At 67.4% G+C, this 16,110-nt stretch carries 14 protein-coding genes and 1 riboswitch; of the genes, 6 read left to right on the top strand and 8 right to left on the bottom strand.

Annotated features, from left to right (window positions below; all coding sequences use genetic code 11):
- Window positions 1-697: 697 nt before the first annotated feature.
- From gcvP to ACFVJ5_RS09300, 7 genes are all read right to left on the bottom strand, one after another.
- A complete protein-coding gene (gene gcvP, locus ACFVJ5_RS09270; RefSeq protein WP_379219364.1) occupies window positions 698-3,508 on the bottom strand; it encodes an aminomethyl-transferring glycine dehydrogenase in 2,811 nt (936 codons plus the stop codon).
- Between the two features lie 164 nt (window positions 3,509-3,672).
- Window positions 3,673-3,772: riboswitch (glycine riboswitch) on the bottom strand.
- Between the two features lie 75 nt (window positions 3,773-3,847).
- Window positions 3,848-4,405: a MerR family transcriptional regulator gene (locus ACFVJ5_RS09275; protein ID WP_131816826.1), complete on the bottom strand. Its 558-nt coding sequence runs from the start codon at window positions 4,403-4,405 to the stop codon at window positions 3,848-3,850.
- Window positions 4,406-4,563: 158 nt separating this feature from the next.
- The gene (locus ACFVJ5_RS09280) at window positions 4,564-5,037 is read right to left on the bottom strand and encodes a bifunctional nuclease family protein (protein WP_067446263.1); all 474 of its coding nucleotides are present in this window, start codon (window positions 5,035-5,037) and stop codon (window positions 4,564-4,566) included.
- Between the two features lie 159 nt (window positions 5,038-5,196).
- On the bottom strand, window positions 5,197-5,979 hold the full coding sequence (locus ACFVJ5_RS09285) for a MerR family transcriptional regulator (RefSeq protein ID WP_379219365.1): 783 nt from the start codon (window positions 5,977-5,979) through the stop codon (window positions 5,197-5,199).
- 70 nt (window positions 5,980-6,049) lie between these two features.
- Complete coding sequence (locus ACFVJ5_RS09290) at window positions 6,050-6,535, bottom strand: FHA domain-containing protein (protein WP_101462719.1); 486 nt, start codon at window positions 6,533-6,535, stop codon at window positions 6,050-6,052.
- Between the two features lie 177 nt (window positions 6,536-6,712).
- Entirely contained in the window at window positions 6,713-7,111 is a 399-nt protein-coding gene (gene gcvH / locus ACFVJ5_RS09295; protein ID WP_379219366.1) for a glycine cleavage system protein GcvH, read from the bottom strand.
- Between the two features lie 42 nt (window positions 7,112-7,153).
- Window positions 7,154-7,789 carry a CDP-alcohol phosphatidyltransferase family protein gene (locus ACFVJ5_RS09300; protein ID WP_101462721.1) on the bottom strand — a complete coding sequence of 212 codons (636 nt, stop codon included), beginning with the start codon at window positions 7,787-7,789 and terminating at the stop codon, window positions 7,154-7,156.
- Window positions 7,790-7,910: 121 nt separating this feature from the next.
- Here ACFVJ5_RS09300 and ACFVJ5_RS09305 point away from each other — a divergent pair, with 121 nt between their 5' ends.
- The 3 genes from ACFVJ5_RS09305 (at window position 7,911) to ACFVJ5_RS09315 (ending at window position 10,876) form a co-directional block, all read left to right on the top strand.
- Entirely contained in the window at window positions 7,911-9,308 is a 1,398-nt protein-coding gene (locus ACFVJ5_RS09305) for a DUF2252 domain-containing protein (protein WP_379219367.1), read from the top strand.
- 63 nt (window positions 9,309-9,371) lie between these two features.
- Window positions 9,372-10,250, top strand: a complete 879-nt coding sequence (locus ACFVJ5_RS09310) for a nuclease-related domain-containing protein (protein ID WP_379219368.1) — start codon at window positions 9,372-9,374, stop codon at window positions 10,248-10,250.
- Between the two features lie 41 nt (window positions 10,251-10,291).
- The gene (locus tag ACFVJ5_RS09315; protein ID WP_379219369.1) at window positions 10,292-10,876 is read left to right on the top strand and encodes a phosphatase PAP2 family protein; all 585 of its coding nucleotides are present in this window, start codon (window positions 10,292-10,294) and stop codon (window positions 10,874-10,876) included.
- Here ACFVJ5_RS09315 and ACFVJ5_RS09320 read toward each other — a convergent pair.
- Complete coding sequence (locus tag ACFVJ5_RS09320; RefSeq protein ID WP_379219370.1) at window positions 10,873-12,804, bottom strand: acyl-CoA dehydrogenase; 1,932 nt, start codon at window positions 12,802-12,804, stop codon at window positions 10,873-10,875. The two genes, ACFVJ5_RS09315 and ACFVJ5_RS09320, sit on opposite strands and share 4 nt — an antisense overlap.
- A 101-nt stretch (window positions 12,805-12,905) precedes the next feature.
- Between ACFVJ5_RS09320 and ACFVJ5_RS09325 the strand changes: the two genes are divergently transcribed.
- From ACFVJ5_RS09325 to ACFVJ5_RS09335, 3 genes are read left to right on the top strand one after another with little or no spacing between them, the layout of a single operon-like run.
- Window positions 12,906-13,526 carry a TetR family transcriptional regulator gene (locus tag ACFVJ5_RS09325; RefSeq protein ID WP_379219372.1) on the top strand — a complete coding sequence of 207 codons (621 nt, stop codon included), beginning with the start codon at window positions 12,906-12,908 and terminating at the stop codon, window positions 13,524-13,526.
- 3 nt (window positions 13,527-13,529) lie between these two features.
- A complete protein-coding gene (locus tag ACFVJ5_RS09330) occupies window positions 13,530-14,459 on the top strand; it encodes an ATP-binding cassette domain-containing protein (RefSeq protein ID WP_379219373.1) in 930 nt (309 codons plus the stop codon).
- Window positions 14,456-16,087, top strand: coding sequence for an ABC transporter permease (locus ACFVJ5_RS09335; RefSeq protein WP_379219375.1), 1,632 nt, complete (start codon window positions 14,456-14,458; stop codon window positions 16,085-16,087). The genes ACFVJ5_RS09330 and ACFVJ5_RS09335 overlap by 4 nt, the downstream gene beginning before the upstream one ends.
- Window positions 16,088-16,110 lie beyond the last annotated feature (23 nt).

Genomic DNA, 16,110 nt, shown 5'->3' on the forward strand with positions numbered 1-16,110 from the left:
CAGACACCGATCCGACGTCCCGCGAGGTGCGGTACCCAGCCGGTTGCTACCCGAAACATCTCCCCGACACTAGCCTGACAGCAAACAACCGGCATACGATTTACAGGGAACACCATAGTAACAATTCAATTCAGATCAATCGCCAATCCGGACATTCCAGGCGAAACTAGTATTCCGATAGCACTGCAGGTCGAAGCGGTGGCATCGCAGACGGAGCACTGCCGCTCGCGATGCGGACTGGTCGCCACCAGTGCGATCTCCGGCCTCGATACTGCACATCCCCAGCGTGATAGGCAAATTCTGCAAACAATTCAGTCGAACTGATCGATTGACCGAATCTGCCGATTGCGGTCACGTCGACATTCGACACTCATCCGGAATTCCGAGAGCCAACCAGCGCCCCGGGTTCGATGGTGGACATCCCGATGCCACGCGTGTCGAGCGGCGGATATACCAATTCGTTTGCCACCAATTTTTGGGGCTTGACCAAATAGTGAGACTATTTGACGCCGCGAGACATACTGGACATTCCCTGAATAGCTGGAAACAAGGCATTTGGTATGTGACGCGCCGCTATTACGGCCGATGAGAATTCACTTTCGGCAACCATGCCGCGACTGCAACGTCACCTGGCCGCACCGACAACAAAACGGGCCCCGCCGACAAAATCGGCGGGGCCCGTTGTCAGGACTACTGCTCAGTCTTCGTAGGCATCCAGCGGCGGGCACGAGCACACCAGATTGCGGTCACCGAACGCACCGTCGATGCGCCGCACGGACGGCCAGACCTTCGGGCGAGCATGGCCGATACCGCGCGGGTACACCGCGGTCTCCCGGCTGTAGGGATGGTCCCACTCGGCCACCAAGCTGGCCGCGGTGTGCGGCGCACCGCGCAGCGGGTTGTCGGTCACCGGCCACACACCGGCCGCGACCTGGTCGATCTCGCCACGGATGGCGATCATGGCGGCGATGAACTCGTCGATCTCCTCGAGGTTCTCGCTCTCGGTGGGTTCCACCATCAGGGTGCCCGCGACCGGGAAGCTCATGGTCGGCGCGTGGAAACCGTAGTCGGCAAGTCGCTTGGCCACATCGTCGACGGTGACGCCGGTCTGCTTGGTGATCTCGCGCAGATCCAGGATGCACTCATGGGCGACCATGCCGTTCTCGCCGGTGTAGAGCACCGGGAAGAAGGCGTCGAGGCGTCGGGCGATGTAGTTGGCCGACGCGATCGCGGTCAGCGTCGCCGCGCGCAGGCCCTCGGCGCCCATCATCCGGATGTAGGCCCAGGTGATCGGCAGGATCGAGGCGGAGCCGTAGTTCGCCGCCGACACCGCGTGCGAACCGGCTTCGAGCGGGTCACCGGGCAGGTACTGCGCCAGGTGCGCGCCCACCGCGACCGGGCCGACGCCGGGACCGCCGCCACCGTGCGGGATGCAGAAGGTCTTGTGCAGGTTCAGGTGGCTCACATCGCCGCCGAACCGGCCGGGACGGGCAAGGCCGACAAGGGCATTGAGGTTCGCGCCGTCGACGTACACCTGGCCGCCCGCATCGTGCACGAGCGCGCACAACTCGGCGACCTCGTGCTCGTAGACGCCGTGGGTGGACGGGTAGGTGATCATGATGCAGGCCAGCCGGTCGGCGTGGTCGGCGATCTTGGCGCGCAGGTCGTCGAGGTCGACGTCACCGTTCGCGCGGCACTTCACAACCTCGACGCGCATGCCGACCATGGCCGCGGAGGCGGCGTTGGTGCCGTGCGCACTGGACGGGATGAGGCAGGTGTCGCGGTGGTCGTCGCCGCGATCGAGGTGGTAGCGGCGGATCGCGAGCAGGCCCGCGTACTCGCCCTGGCTACCGGCGTTGGGCTGCAGGCTCACCGCGTCATAGCCGGTGATCTCGGCCAGCCACTGCTCGAGGTCGGCGATCAGCTTGCGGATGCCCGGGGTGTCCTCGGTGGGCGCGAAGGGGTGCAGGCGGGCGAAGCCGGGCCAGGTGATGGGCTCCATCTCCGCGGTCGCGTTGAGCTTCATCGTGCACGAACCGAGCGGAATCATGCTGCGGTCCAGCGCGATGTCCTTGTCCGAGAGCGCGCGCAGGTAACGCAGCATGGCGGTCTCGGTGTGGTGGCGGGTGAACGCCGGGTGGGTCAGGTAGTCCGAGGTGCGCGTCTCGATCGCGGCGGGCTCGGAGCCCGCGCCCGCATCGGGAGTCAGTGCGGTGCCGAAGGATTCGACGACGGCGGCGACATGCGCGTCGGTGGTGGCCTCGTCGCAGGCGATGGCGACGTGGTCGGCGTCGACCAGGCGCAGATTGATGCCCTTCGACTTCGCCTTGGCGACAACGGCTTCCGCGCCGCCGGGCACGTGGGCGAGCACGGTGTCGAAGAAGGCACTGTGCACAACGGCTCCGCCGAGGCCGGTCGCGACGGCGGCGGCGTGCTCGTGCACCCGGCGCGCGATGGCGCGCAGGCCGTTGGCACCGTGGTAGCTCGCGTACATCGCGGCGACGATGGCCAGCAGCACCTGGGCGGTACAGATGTTCGAGGTGGCCTTCTCGCGACGGATGTGCTGCTCACGGGTCTGCAGCGCCAGGCGGTACGCGGGCGCGCCGTCGGCGTCGACGGACACGCCGACCAGGCGACCGGGCAGCTGGCGGGCGAAGGCGGTGCGCACAGCCAGGTAACCGGCGTGCGGGCCACCGAAGCCCATCGGCACGCCGAAGCGCTGGGTGGTACCGAAGCAGACATCAGCGCCCTGCTCACCGGGCGGGGTGCTCAGCGTCATCGCGAGCAGATCAGCGCCGGCGGCGACGAGTGCGCCACGCTCGTGGGCGGCGGCGAACAGTGAGGTCCAGTCGACGATGTGGCCCGAGGCGCCCGGGGTCTGCACGATCACGCCGAAGAACTCGCCCTCGGGCAGCCCACCGGTCGACAGGTCGGCCTCGATGATCTCGATGCCGAGCGGCTCGGCCCTGGTGCCGATGATGGTCTTGGTCTGCGGGAACAGATCGGTGTCGATCAGCAGCCGGTTCGACTTGGACTTACCCGCGCGGCGCAGCAGCGTCATCGCCTCGGCCGCGGCGGTGGCCTCGTCGAGCATGGAGGCGTTGGCGACGTCCATACCGGTCAGATCCGACACCATCGTCTGGAAGTTCAGCAGCGCCTCGAGCCTGCCCTGGCTGATCTCGGGCTGGTACGGGGTGTAGGCGGTGTACCAGGCGGGGTTCTCGAGCAGGTTGCGCACCAGCACCGGCGGGGTGAGGGTGTCGTAGTAGCCGAGGCCGATCATCGAGGTGGCGACGGTGTTCGCCTGCGCCAGCGCGGCCAGTTCCTCGAGCACCTCGTGCTCGGAGGCGGGCGCGGGCAGCGCGCCGAGGCCGGATTCGTCGAGGATCGTGGCGGGCAACGCCGTGGTCGCGAGTGCGTCGATGGACTCGACGCCGATGGTCGCGAGGATCCGGGCGAGTTCGTCGGAATCGGGTCCGATGTGGCGGTCGGCGAACGAACGGGTCACGGCAGCTCCAGGTCGGGCGGGTCGACCTCATGGTCGACGGGTACCAGCCCTCCCCCTCTGTCTGTGCGCCTGAGAGATTCGGAAACCCGGCTCCCGAAACGGGAAAACCGTGCCCCTTTCCCCGTGGGCGGGCAGCCGGATGCCACCGCTTTCCAGAGGCGTCGAATCACCGTGCGGTCCCTGTTGCCTGAGAGATTGACGGGGAGGTGCTGCTCCTTCGGCGCCCCGATTCTCACGAACCGAGGACTCTCCCGCACGGCGGCGACGCACCACCGATTCTAGATGCAGCAAACCCCCGGTCGCGCCACCAGGGGCACGCCGGGGGTGTAGTGCTCATCACTAACCGGTCTTTCGGTTCTCTCTGACCTTGCGGCGGAAGGAGAGCTCGTCTTCGGGACGGTCGGTGATCGCGGTGGCCCGCTCGGCGGGGAAATCCGCGATCGCACCGGTCAGCTCACGCATCGCGCCACCGACTGCGATGCCGAAGACGCCCTGGCCGCCCTGCAGTAAATCGACGACTTCCTCGGGCGAGGTGCACTCGTACACCGAGGTTCCGTCGGAGAACAGGGTGATCCCGGCCAGATCGCCCACGCCACGACTACGCAGGTGATCGACGGCGATCCGGATGTTCTGTAAAGAGATGCCCGCGTCCAGCAGCCGCTTCACGATCTTGAGGACAAGGATGTCCTTGAACGAGTACAGCCGCTGGCTGCCCGACCCCGCCGCGCCACGGATCGACGGCACGACCAGCCCGGTCCGGGCCCAGTAGTCGAGCTGACGGTAGGTGATACCGGCGACCTGACACGCGCTCGGCACCCGGTAGCCGACCAGATCATCCGGAACCGAGTCGTCCGGGAACAAGCCAGGCTGTACGACATCCTGCGTTTGTTCTTCCACTGATCGCTCCTTCTGCCGACGTTCTCGGGTCGGAGTCACGACGGATGTTGCCCGACTTTCGAGGTTACTCCTGTCATTGTCGGACCTGCGGTGTTGTCACACCAAGCACCAAACGCCGCGATTCCCTGGACCTCTACTTCAGGTTTAGAAGATCGTGATCAGCTGTCGGTCGCCTTGAAGTCGTCGGGCGAGACCGACTCCAGGAACTCCTTGAACTTCTCCACCTCGTCCTCGCGTTCGTCGGGCATCACCAAGCCCGCCTCGGCGAGCACCGGTTCTTCGGCGTAGATCGGGCACCCGACGCGCAAGGCGATCGCCACCGAGTCCGACGGTCGCGCCGAGACCCGCAGGTCGCCGTCGAAGACCAGATCGGCGTAGAAGGTGCCTTCCTGCAGATCCACGATCCGCACTTCCTTGAGTGTGTGTCCCAGCTCGGTGATCAGAATCTTGATCAGATCGTGAGTGAGCGGACGGATCGGTGTGACCCCCTCCTGCTCGAGCACGATCGCGGTGGCCTCGGCCTGCCCGATCCAGATCGGCAGATACCGCTCCCCCGAAGCCTCCCGCAGCAGCAGCACGGGCTGGTTCTGTGGCTGCTCGACACGGATGCCGATGACACGCATCTCGCTCATGAGTAAGTCCTGCCTCCCATACTCGGCCGCCGGCCGGCACGACAGCTGCACAGCTCGCCGTATCAACGAGTCTAGGCGAATTCTGGGGCGTGCAAGAAAGACGTTCGCGCCGAAATCGGTGTGTAGCCGGGGCGATACCTGATCACCAGGCCGGGTGTGTCAGCCGCCGAGGGCTGTGCGCACCGCGGCTTTGACCAATGCCGCGTGCAGGTTCAGCGACAGCGCCGCGAGTTCGCGGACGGTCTCCTCGGCGCGAGCGCGCGCATCGGCATCGCGACTCTTCGCGATGGGCGCGGCGATCTGCGCGATCAGCGCGGCCTCGCGATCGGCGGCGAGTTTGAAGGCGCGCAGATGACGTGCCTCCAGGCCGAATTCGGCCATCGCCTTCGCCGCGTGCGCGAGCGTGACCGCATCGGACTCGAAGAATCCGCCCGCACCGGGGACGATGAGTCCCGCGCGCAGCAGATCGTCGAGGAAACGGTCGTCGATGTCGGCCTTGGCGAGCAGGTCGGACCTGGTGAGCCGCACGCCGACGTCGACACGCAATTCCTCGGGCGTGATCGCGCCCGTCACGATGCCGAGGCGGCGCGGCACGGCCGGGCTCGTCGCGTCGGCATCCGCGGAGCCGGACACACCGTGCCCGGCCTCCGCGGAGCCGTGGTGGGAGTGCGCGCGGGCGCGCGCTTCACGCACGCCCAACGTCGCCGCACCACTGTCGATCGCTTCCAACTGCTCCTTGATCACCTTCAACGGCAGGTACTGATCGCGTTGCGCGGTCAGTACAAAACGCAGCCGTTCGTAGTCGGCCACCGAGAACCGCCGGTATCCCGACGGTGTCCGTTCCGGCCGGATCAGGCCCTCGGATTCGAGGAACCGGATCTTGGAGATGGTGATATCAGGAAAATCTGGTCGCAGCAGGTCGAGTACGGAGCCGATCGACATCCCTCCGCGCGCCCACTGCGCCGCCCCTGTCACAGCACTGTGCCCGTCGCGGGCACCAGTACCGTTGGGGTCATCGCGACCCCGCGCCCGACGCCGACTCGTTCGCCTGCGTGCGCGGGCCGGTCAGGAAGACCAGCCGGAACTTGCCGATCTGGACCTCGTCGCCGTTCTGCAGCTCCGAGGAGTCCACCGGCTCCCGGTTGACGTAGGTGCCGTTGAGGCTGCCCACATCGACGACCTGGAACGAGTCGTCGTCCTGACGGAACTCGGCATGCCGACGGCTGACGGTGACGTCATCCAGAAAAATGTCACTGTCGGGATGGCGGCCGGCCGAAGTGGTCGGCTGATCCAGCAGGAAACGCGAGCCCGCGTTCGGGCCACGCTTGACCACCAGGAGGGCCGCACCGGCCGGCAGGCCCTCGACGCCCTGAACCGGCTGTTCGCCGGTCGGCTCTGCGGAGCGCGACGCGTCGACCTCGTTGAGGAAGTCCGCGCGGAAGACCGACGTCGTCTCGGCCGCGGTTTCCCCGTAACCCGGGTCCCTGTTCTCGCTCACCGTTTCTCTCCTCCTCGAACCTGATTATCCATGCAAGCAGGTGCTGTATTCGGCGACACGACCGGCGCGATCACATCGCCAGGAAAAGATCCCGGCGTCGATTCCCCGACGTATCCGCTTGGCTTTGACCGTACCCTGCCGGGGCGTGCCCGTGCAGGGAGAACTGTGAAGGCTGAGTCAGCCCCCGATAACTCCTTGGTAACCCGCTGCATCCAGCAGTTCACCGAGGGCGGAATCGAGGGTTGCCTCGTCGTCGAACGCGAGCTCGAACAGCCATCCCTCGTTGTAGGGATCTTCGTTGAGCGTCTCCGGCGTCTGGACCAGATCCTCGTTCACCGCAACGACTTTGCCGGTGAGCGGAGCGTAGATGTCGGACACGCTCTTGGTCGACTCGACCTCGGCGATGCTGTCGCCGACGGTCACGTCTTTGTCGACGTCGGGCAGCTGGACGAACACGACGTCACCCAGCTGTGACTGGGCGTAGTCGGTGATGCCGACACGGACCGCCGTGGGGCTGGTCCGCCGCACCCATTCGTGCTCTTCGGTGTAGCGCAGTTCCTCAGGGGTCCGGGTCACTGGACGTCCTTTCATCGTCGACGTTGCACGCAACAGTATCGACTAGCTCCCACGGTGCGGCACAGGCGGTATCGATCGCGCGACCGCGACCGCGAGCCCCGCGTAGAGCAGCCCGGTCCAGACGTAGAGCGCCGTACCCCAGATCAGCAGTGCCCAGCCGAAGGCCCACCCGAAACTCGCCCCTGCCCAGTCCATCTCCCCGGTCAATATCCACGGCAGCGCCGACATCAGCGCGAAGGTGGCCGCTTTTCCCAGGTAGATCACTTCCGGAGCGGGTAGTTCGCGCCGCTTGTACACCGAAAGTGTCGCGGTGAGCACCAGATCGCGTGCGATCAAGATCACCGCCAGCCACCACGGCAGCAGGCCGCGCACGACGAAGGCGACCAGGGTCGTCACCAGGTACAGCCGGTCGACGAGCGGGTCGAGCAGCGCTCCCAGACGTGAGGACTGATCGAGCAATCGGGCGAGTTTGCCGTCGAGGAAATCGGTGAACCCGCTGGCGATCAGCAAGGCGAACGCCCAGCCGTCGGCGTGGCGGACCAGCAGGAGCCAGAGGAAGACGGGGATGCCGATCAACCGCACCACGCTCAGCGCGTTGGGCACGGTCAGGATGCGGTCGCTGAACACGCCACCGGATTCGGTGTCGTGCGTGCCCGGCGTTCCTGATTCGGTTGCCACGCCCCTGCTTACCGCACCGACCCCGTCCGGCGCCATCCGGCCACGCCGAAACGCCGTCAACTCCGCTGTGTCCCGAGCGCCGCGCTGCCCGGCGCGCGGCAACCGGCTAACCTCGGCAGTCGTGTCCGACAGTGGTATTGATCTGCGTTCCTACGTCTCCGCCGAGGACGCCCGCGAACGTGGCCGGGCTGCCCGGCGGCGGGTGCCTGTCACCGAGCGTGACCGCGCCGCGGCGAGCCCCGATCGGCCGACGGTGCGCGAATTCATCGATATCAGCAACCGTGGCCGGATCGAACGGCTGGTCCCGCTGCGGATCGGGCGGATGATCGCCTCGCCGTTCACCTTCTTTCGCGGCGCCGCGGGCCTGATGGCGGCCGACCTCGCCGCCGGACCGGACAGTGGTCTGGCCGCCCAGATCTGTGGTGACGCCCACGCCGCCAACTTCGGCCTCTACGGCACCCAGCGTGGCGAGATCGTGATGGATATCAATGATTTCGACGAGACGGTCATGGGCCCGTGGGAGTGGGATCTGGAACGTCTGGCGGCCAGCCTCGTGCTGGCCGGACGAGAGAGCGGCGTCGACGAGGACGACTGCCTGCGCGCGGCACACGATGCCGCCCGCTCCTACCGCCGCACCGCCGGCGAATTGGCCGACATGCCGTTCATGCAGTCCTGGACCGCGTTGCCCGACGAGTCGATCCTCACCAGCGCCAAAGCCGAAGACCTGCTCGACGACTTCAAGAAGGCCGCGAAGAAGGCGCGCAAGAACACCAGCGCCAAGGTGGTGGCGAAGTGGACCGAGCACCTCGACGACCACGAGACCGACATCCGCAAGCACCGTTTCGTCAGCGATCCGCCCGTGCTGACCGCGGTCGACACGCCGGTGTCGGAAGCCGTGATCGACGGCTTGGAACGCTACGCGGGCACCATCCGGGAGTCCCGGCGCAACCTCCTGGCCAGGTTCGCGGTCTCCGATGTCGCGTTCCGCATCGTCGGTACCGGCAGCGTCGGCTTGCACAGCTATGTGGCGCTGTTGCACGGCAACGACGGCGAGGCGGTGGTGTTGCAGGTCAAGCAGGCGCGCCCGTCGGCCCTCGCCCCGTTCCTGCCGCCCACCGACCCCCGGCACGAGGGTGAACGGATCGTGGTCGGCGCGCGGACCGTGCAGTCCGAGACCGACATCCTGCTCGGTTGGACGACCATCGAACTCGACGAGTCGCTGCCCTTCATCGTGCGTCAGTTCCGCAATCTCAAGGGCAGTATCGACCCGGCGGCCCTGTCCGCCGACGATCTCGACGACTACGGCAGGCTCGCGGGCGCGCTGCTGGCCCGTGCGCACGCTCGCTCCCTCGACCCGCGCGCGCTGGCGGGGTATCTGGAAACCGACGATGACGACGACGACCGGTTCGAGGACTCGGTGGCGCGCTACGCGGTGCGCTACGCCGACCGCACCGAGGCCGATCACGCCGACCTCGTCGCGGCCGTGGACGCGGGCACGATCGCCGCCGAACAAGATTGATCGAGCTACGATGTACGCCAACGGTTCTCGGCACAACGAAGGGCGGTCTCCATGCTCGTGCGCGTGCAGAATGCGGCAGGCAGCGATGCCGAGGCGGCGCTGATCGACTGGTTGCGCACATGGAAGGACCCGTCGAGCCCGCACGGCGTCGCCACCATCAACTGCAGCCTGTTCCACCAGGACCGGCTGCATCAGTTCGACGCGGTGGTCTGGACCCCGACCAGTTGCGTGATCATCGAGGCGGAGACGTTCACCGCCCCGCAGGACGGCGTGCTGGAGATCCCGCTCAACGGTCCGTGGATGGTCTCCGGCGAACTCGCCCAGTTCGCGGGCGCGGAGAAGTCGACGCCGCTGGAACGTTCGCGTGATCACACCTTCGCCCTGCAGGACTATCTCGCCGCGCGCGGGCTCGGCCAGCGGGCGGTGCACGGTCTCGGCCTGATCGTGCCGATGCCCGGCGCCCAGATCGACGTGCACCAGGGCTGGAGCGACCCGAGCTTCGATGTGATCGTCACCGACGACCCGCACCGGCTCGAGATGTACTTCGAGTTGCTGGCCGAGAAGGAACACAACCTCTGGACGGCCAACGACGTCGCCATCGCGTTCCGTGGCCTCGGCATCCTGCCGTTCCTGCCCGCACCACAGGATCTGCTCAACGAGGGTTTCCTCGGCCCGATCGATGTGACGCTGTGGCACGGCGGGCCGACCCAGGCGGCCGCGGAGTCCTATGCCGAGCAACAGGCAGAGCTCGAACGCCAGGCGCAGTCCCGGGGCATGGTCGCGCCGTGGTACAGCCCGTGGAAGCTGTATCCGCGGGTCGGCGGTGATCTCGATTTCGGCCGGGCTTTCCTGCGGATCACCCTCGCTCTCGGCATGATCGTGGCCATCGTGTGGGTGCTGTGGTTCCTGGTCACGGCGGTACTCACCTACGGTCCTGCCTGAGCGGGGCCGGACGGCGGCTATCGTCGCGTTCGTGATCGACCGTGTCTAGCGCCTCCGCTGTCCGGGCGACAGCGATCGGGGCCGGTGCCGCGCTGACCGCCGCGATTCCGTTGACGTTCCCCGCGGACGGCGGCCCGACCGAGCTCGATTCGGTGTCGTCGGAGAACACCGTCTCCCCCGGCCTCGCGCAGGTACTCGTCGCGCCGAGTAACGCACCGGTGGTCGTGGCGCTGCTCCTGGCCGCGTGTGCCTTTTTCGCACTCCGCCGGCAGTGGTGGCAGGCCGTGACCATGCTGGTGGTTCCCGAGGTCGCGTTGGCGGTCAACACCTGGTTGCTGAAACCACTGTGGGATCGCCGGCTGGACGACCATCTCGCCTACCCCAGCGGGCACACCGTCCACATGGTCGCTGTCGCGACAACTTTCGCGTGCCTGGTGACCGACCGCCGGACACGGATCGCGGTCGCGACGCTCACCGTGCTCGCCCTGATCGCGATCACTCCCGCGATGGCGGAGTTGGGCTACCACCGCCCCACCGATATCCTCGGTGGGGCGGCGGCGGCAGCATCGATGGCGATCGGCCTGTGCTGGCTCTCCGATGCCCTCCGCGCCCGGCGCGGCGCCTAGCGGCGATCGAAAACGCTGGCGTCGTGCAGCATTTCAGCGCGCAGCATCGTCTCGGGCACGCCCATCGCCTCCACCAGGGTCAGCGCGTCCGGGCGCAAACGGTCGACGAGTTCGTTCACTCCGCGCCGCACCGCCTTGGCGCGCTCCACCGACATGAACCGGTGCATGATGTACCAGGCCAGGTTCTCTTCCAGCGAGGCGTAAACGAAGAGGTCGCAGACGGTTTCGGCCAGCGCCTTGGCGTCCGGGTCCTCGATGGTGGCGATGCCGTCGACGAACTCCTCGAGCACGAGCCGGTCGATGTGCGCGGCGCCGGCGGCCAGGATGTGGTCCTGGGCATTGTTGAACGCCTCGAACGGGCCGGTGTCGGCGGCACGGGCGCGCAGCCGGTGCGCGGCGGTGCGCAGCAGGTAGTCCTCGCGGTCGGCGAACAGCTGTAGCTGGACGTCGCGTTTGGACAGGTCGCCTTCGTCGACGGACTCGTCGTTGCGGTCGCGCAGGGTCTGGATCAGCTGCCGCACCCCCGAGCGTTTGCGCACCACGTCACCGGCCATGGTCGCGGCGAAGCGCACCCAGCCGAGCGCGTCGAGGTCGCGGACCTCGTCGGAGTAGGCGGTGAGCAGTTCCTTCGCCACGAGCTGGGTCAAGACGACATTGTCGCCCTCGAAGGTGGTGAACACATCGGTGTCGGCCTTCAGCGTCACCAGGCGGTTCTCGGTGAGGTAGCCCGCGCCACCACAGGCTTCGCGGCATTCCTGAATCGCCCGCGTGGCGTGGCGGGTCTGGGCCACCTTCAGACCGGCGGCACGCTTCTCCAGCGCCCGCTGTGAGCTCGGTTCGGTGTTTTCCCCGCGCTGGATCTCATCCATCCGGCGAACGAGATCGTTCTGGGCGAAGGCCAGCGCGAACGACTTCGCGACCAGTGGCAGCAGCCTGCGCTGATGGCTGCGGTAGTCCATCAACAGGGTCTCTTCACCGGTATCGGGGTCGGCGAACTGGCGGCGCGCCAGCGCGTAGCGGACGGCGATACTCAGTGCCACCCGCGCGCCCGCGGCGGCCGCGCCGCCGACGCTGACCCGGCCACGCACCAGCGTGCCGAGGGTGGTGAAGAAGCGGCGGCTCGGGTTCTCGATCTCCGAGCTGTAGGTGCCGTCCGGGGACACATCGGCGTAGCGATTGAGCAGGTTCTCGCGGGGGATCCGCACCTGGTCGAAGACGATCCGGCCGTTGTCGACGCCGGGCAGGCCACCCTTGAGACCGTCGTCGTAGGTGGTCACGCCGGGCAGGTCCGCGCCGAGGTCGTCACGGATCGGCACCAGCAGACAGTGCACCCCTTTGCTCTCGCCGCCGACGATCAGCTGGGCGAACACCGCGGCCATCCGCGCGTGTATCGCGGCGCCACCGATGTAGTCCTTGCGCGCCGACGGGGTCGGGGTGTTGATGACGAATTCCTGGGTGGCCGGGTCATAGGTGGCCGTGGTCTCCAGATCGGCGACATCGCTGCCGTGGCCCGACTCGGTCATCGCGAAACAGCCGAGCAGATCGAGCGAGATCAGGCGCTTGATGAAGTCACGGTGACGTTCGGTGCCCAGGTTCTCCACCGCGCCGCCGAACAGTCCCCACTGCACGCCGGATTTCACCCACAGCGACAAGTCGGTGTAGGCCAGCATCTCCAACCCGATGACCGCGCCGCCGGGATCGCCGGTGCCGCCGTTCTCGGGCCGGAAACCGCGCTCGGGGTAGCCCATGGTCGCGATGACCCGCATCTGGTCGAGCACGCGCGCTCTCGCCTCGTGGATGTCGAGTTCGGGATCGTCGGTGAATTCCTCACCGGCGAGCTGGGTGCGCGCCTGCTCCCTGACCGTGCGCCACGGTCCGTCCAGCGCTGCGCGCAGATGTTCTGCCGTCGTCGATGTGCCGGTAGCCATGGCTTCGACAGTAGCCCGCACACGATGGGTCACCCAGGCCCGAAACTCGGATCGGGCGAAAGTCTTGCCAACGGATTGAACACGCGTTTAACATATTGAACATGCGTTCAGCCGATCTCACCACCGCCGCCAGGATTCGCGATTCCGCGATCGAATTGTTCGGTGAGCAGGGATTCGGCGTCGGCGTCCGGGCCATCGCCGCCGCAGCCGGGGTCTCGCCCGGGCTGGTGAACCATCACTTCGGGTCCAAGGACGGACTGCGCGCGGTCTGCGACGATCGTGTGCTCGAGATCATCCGCGACGAGAAGCTGCGCGCGATCCACGCGCCCGGCCCCGCGGGGATCTTGGACGCGATGGCCGAGATCGAGATGTACGCACCCCTGGTGGCCTACATACTGCGCAGCTTCCAGGCAGGCGGCCCGCTGTCGGAGTCATTGCTCGAGCACATGATCACCGACGCGGAGCAGTACATGCAGACCGCCGTCGACGAGGGCAAGGCCAAGCCGAGTCGCGACCACGCGGCCCGCGCTCGCTACATCGTGCTCTGCCATGTCGGCGCGATGAACCTCTACCTCCAGATGCGCCTACAGCGCGAAGGAAAACTCGATTACCGCAAGGCGATTCGTGAGCTGTCCGACGAGATCACCTTCCCGGCGCTCGAGCTCTACACCCAAGGATTACTCACCGATTCCACCATGCTCGACACCCTTTTCGAGGAGTAGACGATGCCCTCCCCCACCACCGACCGGGTCATCGATGTCGCGGACCTGCGAAAGTCGTTCGGCCGCTTCACCGCGCTCGACGGCCTTGATCTGCAGGTGAGTACCGGCGAAATCCACGGTTTCCTCGGTCCCAACGGCGCAGGCAAATCCACCACCATCCGCATCCTGCTCGGCGTTCTGCGCGCGAGCGGTGGCCGAGCCACGGTCTTCAGCCGAGACCCGTGGACCGACGCGGTCGCACTGCATCGCCGGATCGCCTATGTCCCCGGCGATGTCACGCTGTGGCCGTCGCTGTCGGGCGGCGAGACGATCGACCTGCTCGCCCGGATGCGCGGCGGGTTGGACGAGTCACGACGCGGCGAGCTGATCGACCGCTTCGAACTCGACCCCACCAAGAAGGCGCGCACCTATTCCAAGGGCAACCGGCAGAAAGTCGCGCTGGTGTCGGCCTTTTCGGCGAACGCCGACCTGCTGATCCTCGACGAACCGACCTCGGGCCTCGACCCGCTGATGGAGCAGGTCTTCCAGGACTGCGTGCGCGATGCCGCCGCCCGCGGAGCCACGGTGCTGCTGTCGAGCCACATCCTGTCCGAGGTCGAGCACCTGTGCGACCGGGTCACCATCATCCGTGCCGGCCACACCGTCGAATCCGGATCACTCAACGACCTGCGCCATCTGAGCCGCACCGCCATCACCGCCGACCTGATCGGCGATCCCGGCGATCTGAGCACGATGCCCGGTGTCGGCGACGTCGAACGAGACGGTTCGACCCTGCGCTGCCAGGTCGACGCCGACCACCTCGGCGCCCTGATCCGGGTACTCGGCGACGCGGGGGTCCGCAGCCTGACCAGCGCGCCACCCACACTCGAGGATCTGTTCCTTCGCCACTACCACGTCGAGGACGCCGAGACCGCGGAGAAGGTGCGGGCATGACTGCGACAGCCGCTCTCCCTCGTTTCGCCGGAACTGCCCGCACCGCAGGCGAATTCGCCGGCACCGGTCAGATGCTGCGCCTGTACCTACGCCGCGACCGGGTGGTCGCGCCGCTGTGGTCGCTGCTGATCGGGCTGATGCCCGCGCTGCAGATCGTGTCGATCAAGGACATCTACACCACCGGAGAACAACTCGACCACTTCGCGGCGACCACGGCGGCCAGCCCCGCGCTGATCGCCATGTACGGACCGGTTTTCAGCTCGGCACTCGGCTCCATCGGCACCTGGAAGGCCGGGGCGATGTACGCGATGATCGCGATCGCCGCGGTGCTCACGGTCATCCGCCACACCAGGGTCGAGGAGGAGACCGGGCGCGCGGAACTGGTCGGCGCCACCAGCATCGGCCGCTTCGCCGGCCTCACCGGAGCGCTGCTGCTCACCTACGGCGCTTCGGTGGTCGCCGGAATCGCCTGTGCCGCTTCACTGATGGCCACTGATCTGCCTGTCGCAGGGTCGGTCGCCTTCGGCGCCGCGCTCGCCGCGTCCGGTGTCGTCTGGGGTGCGGTGGCCGCGGTCGCCGCGCAGGTCAGCACCGGCGCGCGGCTGGCCCGTGGCATCGCGTTGGGCACGTTGGGCGCGGCGTTCGCGGTGCGTGCGGTCGGCGACGCGGGAAACGGTGTGCTGTCCTGGTTTTCGCCGCTGGGGTGGTGCCTGCAGATCCGCCCGTTCGCCGACGAACGCTGGTGGGTGCTCGTGCCGCTGGCCGCCCTGGCCACCGGCGCGACCCTGCTCGCCTATCGGTTGCTGCGGACCCGCGATATCGGCGCAGGCCTCCTGGCCGAGCGCCCCGGACCGGCCGTCGCGGGCACCGCGCTGTCGGGTCCGGTGGGTCTGGCCTGGCGACTGCAGCGAGGTTCGCTGCTCGCCTGGACGACCGGTTTCGCCCTGTACGGGCTCCTCATCGGCGGTGCGGTGAACAGCATCGGCGGCATGCTCGACGACAGCGGCACCCTGCAGGACGTGGTCACCTCGATGGGCGGGTCGGCCGATCTGGAAAAGTCGTTCATCGCCTACGCCGTCACCATGTTGGCCGCCGCGGCCGCCGCCTACTCCGTGTCGGCTGTGCTGCGGTTGCACGAGGAGGAGAACTCGGGGCGCACGGAGACGGTCCTGGCCGCCGCGGTGGGCCGGATGCGGTATGCGTCGAGCCACCTGCTGTTCGCGATCGGCGGTCCCGCCGTGGCACTGCTGACCGCGGGCCTGGCGATCGGCATCGTGTGGGGTGCCACGGACGGCGATCTCCCCGGCAAGGTCGGCGAATCCTTGGGCGCGGTCACGGTGCAACTGCCCGCGGTCTGGGTGATCACCGCCATCGCGGTGCTGTTGTTCGGCGCACTGCCCAAGTACGCGGCACTCGCCTGGGGCGTGCTGAGCGCGATGATCGTGATCTTCCTGCTGGGCTCGCTGGGTAGCTTCCCGCAGTGGATCCTCGATCTGGTTCCCTTCGTCCACCCGCCGAAGCTGCCGGGTGCGGCGTTCGACATCGTGCCGATCGCCTACCTGGTCGCCCTCGCGGCGGCGGGAATCCTGGTGGGGCTCATCGCCTTCCGCCGGCGCGACCTGCGCTGACCGGGAGCGCGCGCTCCGCGTAG

Origin of the sequence: Nocardia sp. NPDC127606 (assembly GCF_042671725.1) — a bacterium.
In the GTDB taxonomy this organism is placed as follows: Bacteria; Actinomycetota; Actinomycetes; order Mycobacteriales; family Mycobacteriaceae; genus Nocardia.

What these genes read in the sequence shown, in the direction of transcription:
- ACFVJ5_RS09320 (WP_379219370.1), bottom strand. Translation starts at nt 12,804, where the DNA reads ATGGCTACCGGCACATCGACGACGGCAGAACATCTGCGCGCAGCGCTG.
- ACFVJ5_RS09280 (WP_067446263.1), bottom strand. Translation starts at nt 5,037, where the DNA reads ATGAGCGAGATGCGTGTCATCGGCATCCGTGTCGAGCAGCCACAGAAC.
- ACFVJ5_RS09285 (WP_379219365.1), bottom strand. Translation starts at nt 5,979, where the DNA reads ATGTCGATCGGCTCCGTACTCGACCTGCTGCGACCAGATTTTCCTGAT.
- ACFVJ5_RS09335 (WP_379219375.1), top strand. Translation starts at nt 14,456, where the DNA reads ATGACTGCGACAGCCGCTCTCCCTCGTTTCGCCGGAACTGCCCGCACC.
- ACFVJ5_RS09330 (WP_379219373.1), top strand. Translation starts at nt 13,530, where the DNA reads ATGCCCTCCCCCACCACCGACCGGGTCATCGATGTCGCGGACCTGCGA.
- ACFVJ5_RS09325 (WP_379219372.1), top strand. Translation starts at nt 12,906, where the DNA reads ATGCGTTCAGCCGATCTCACCACCGCCGCCAGGATTCGCGATTCCGCG.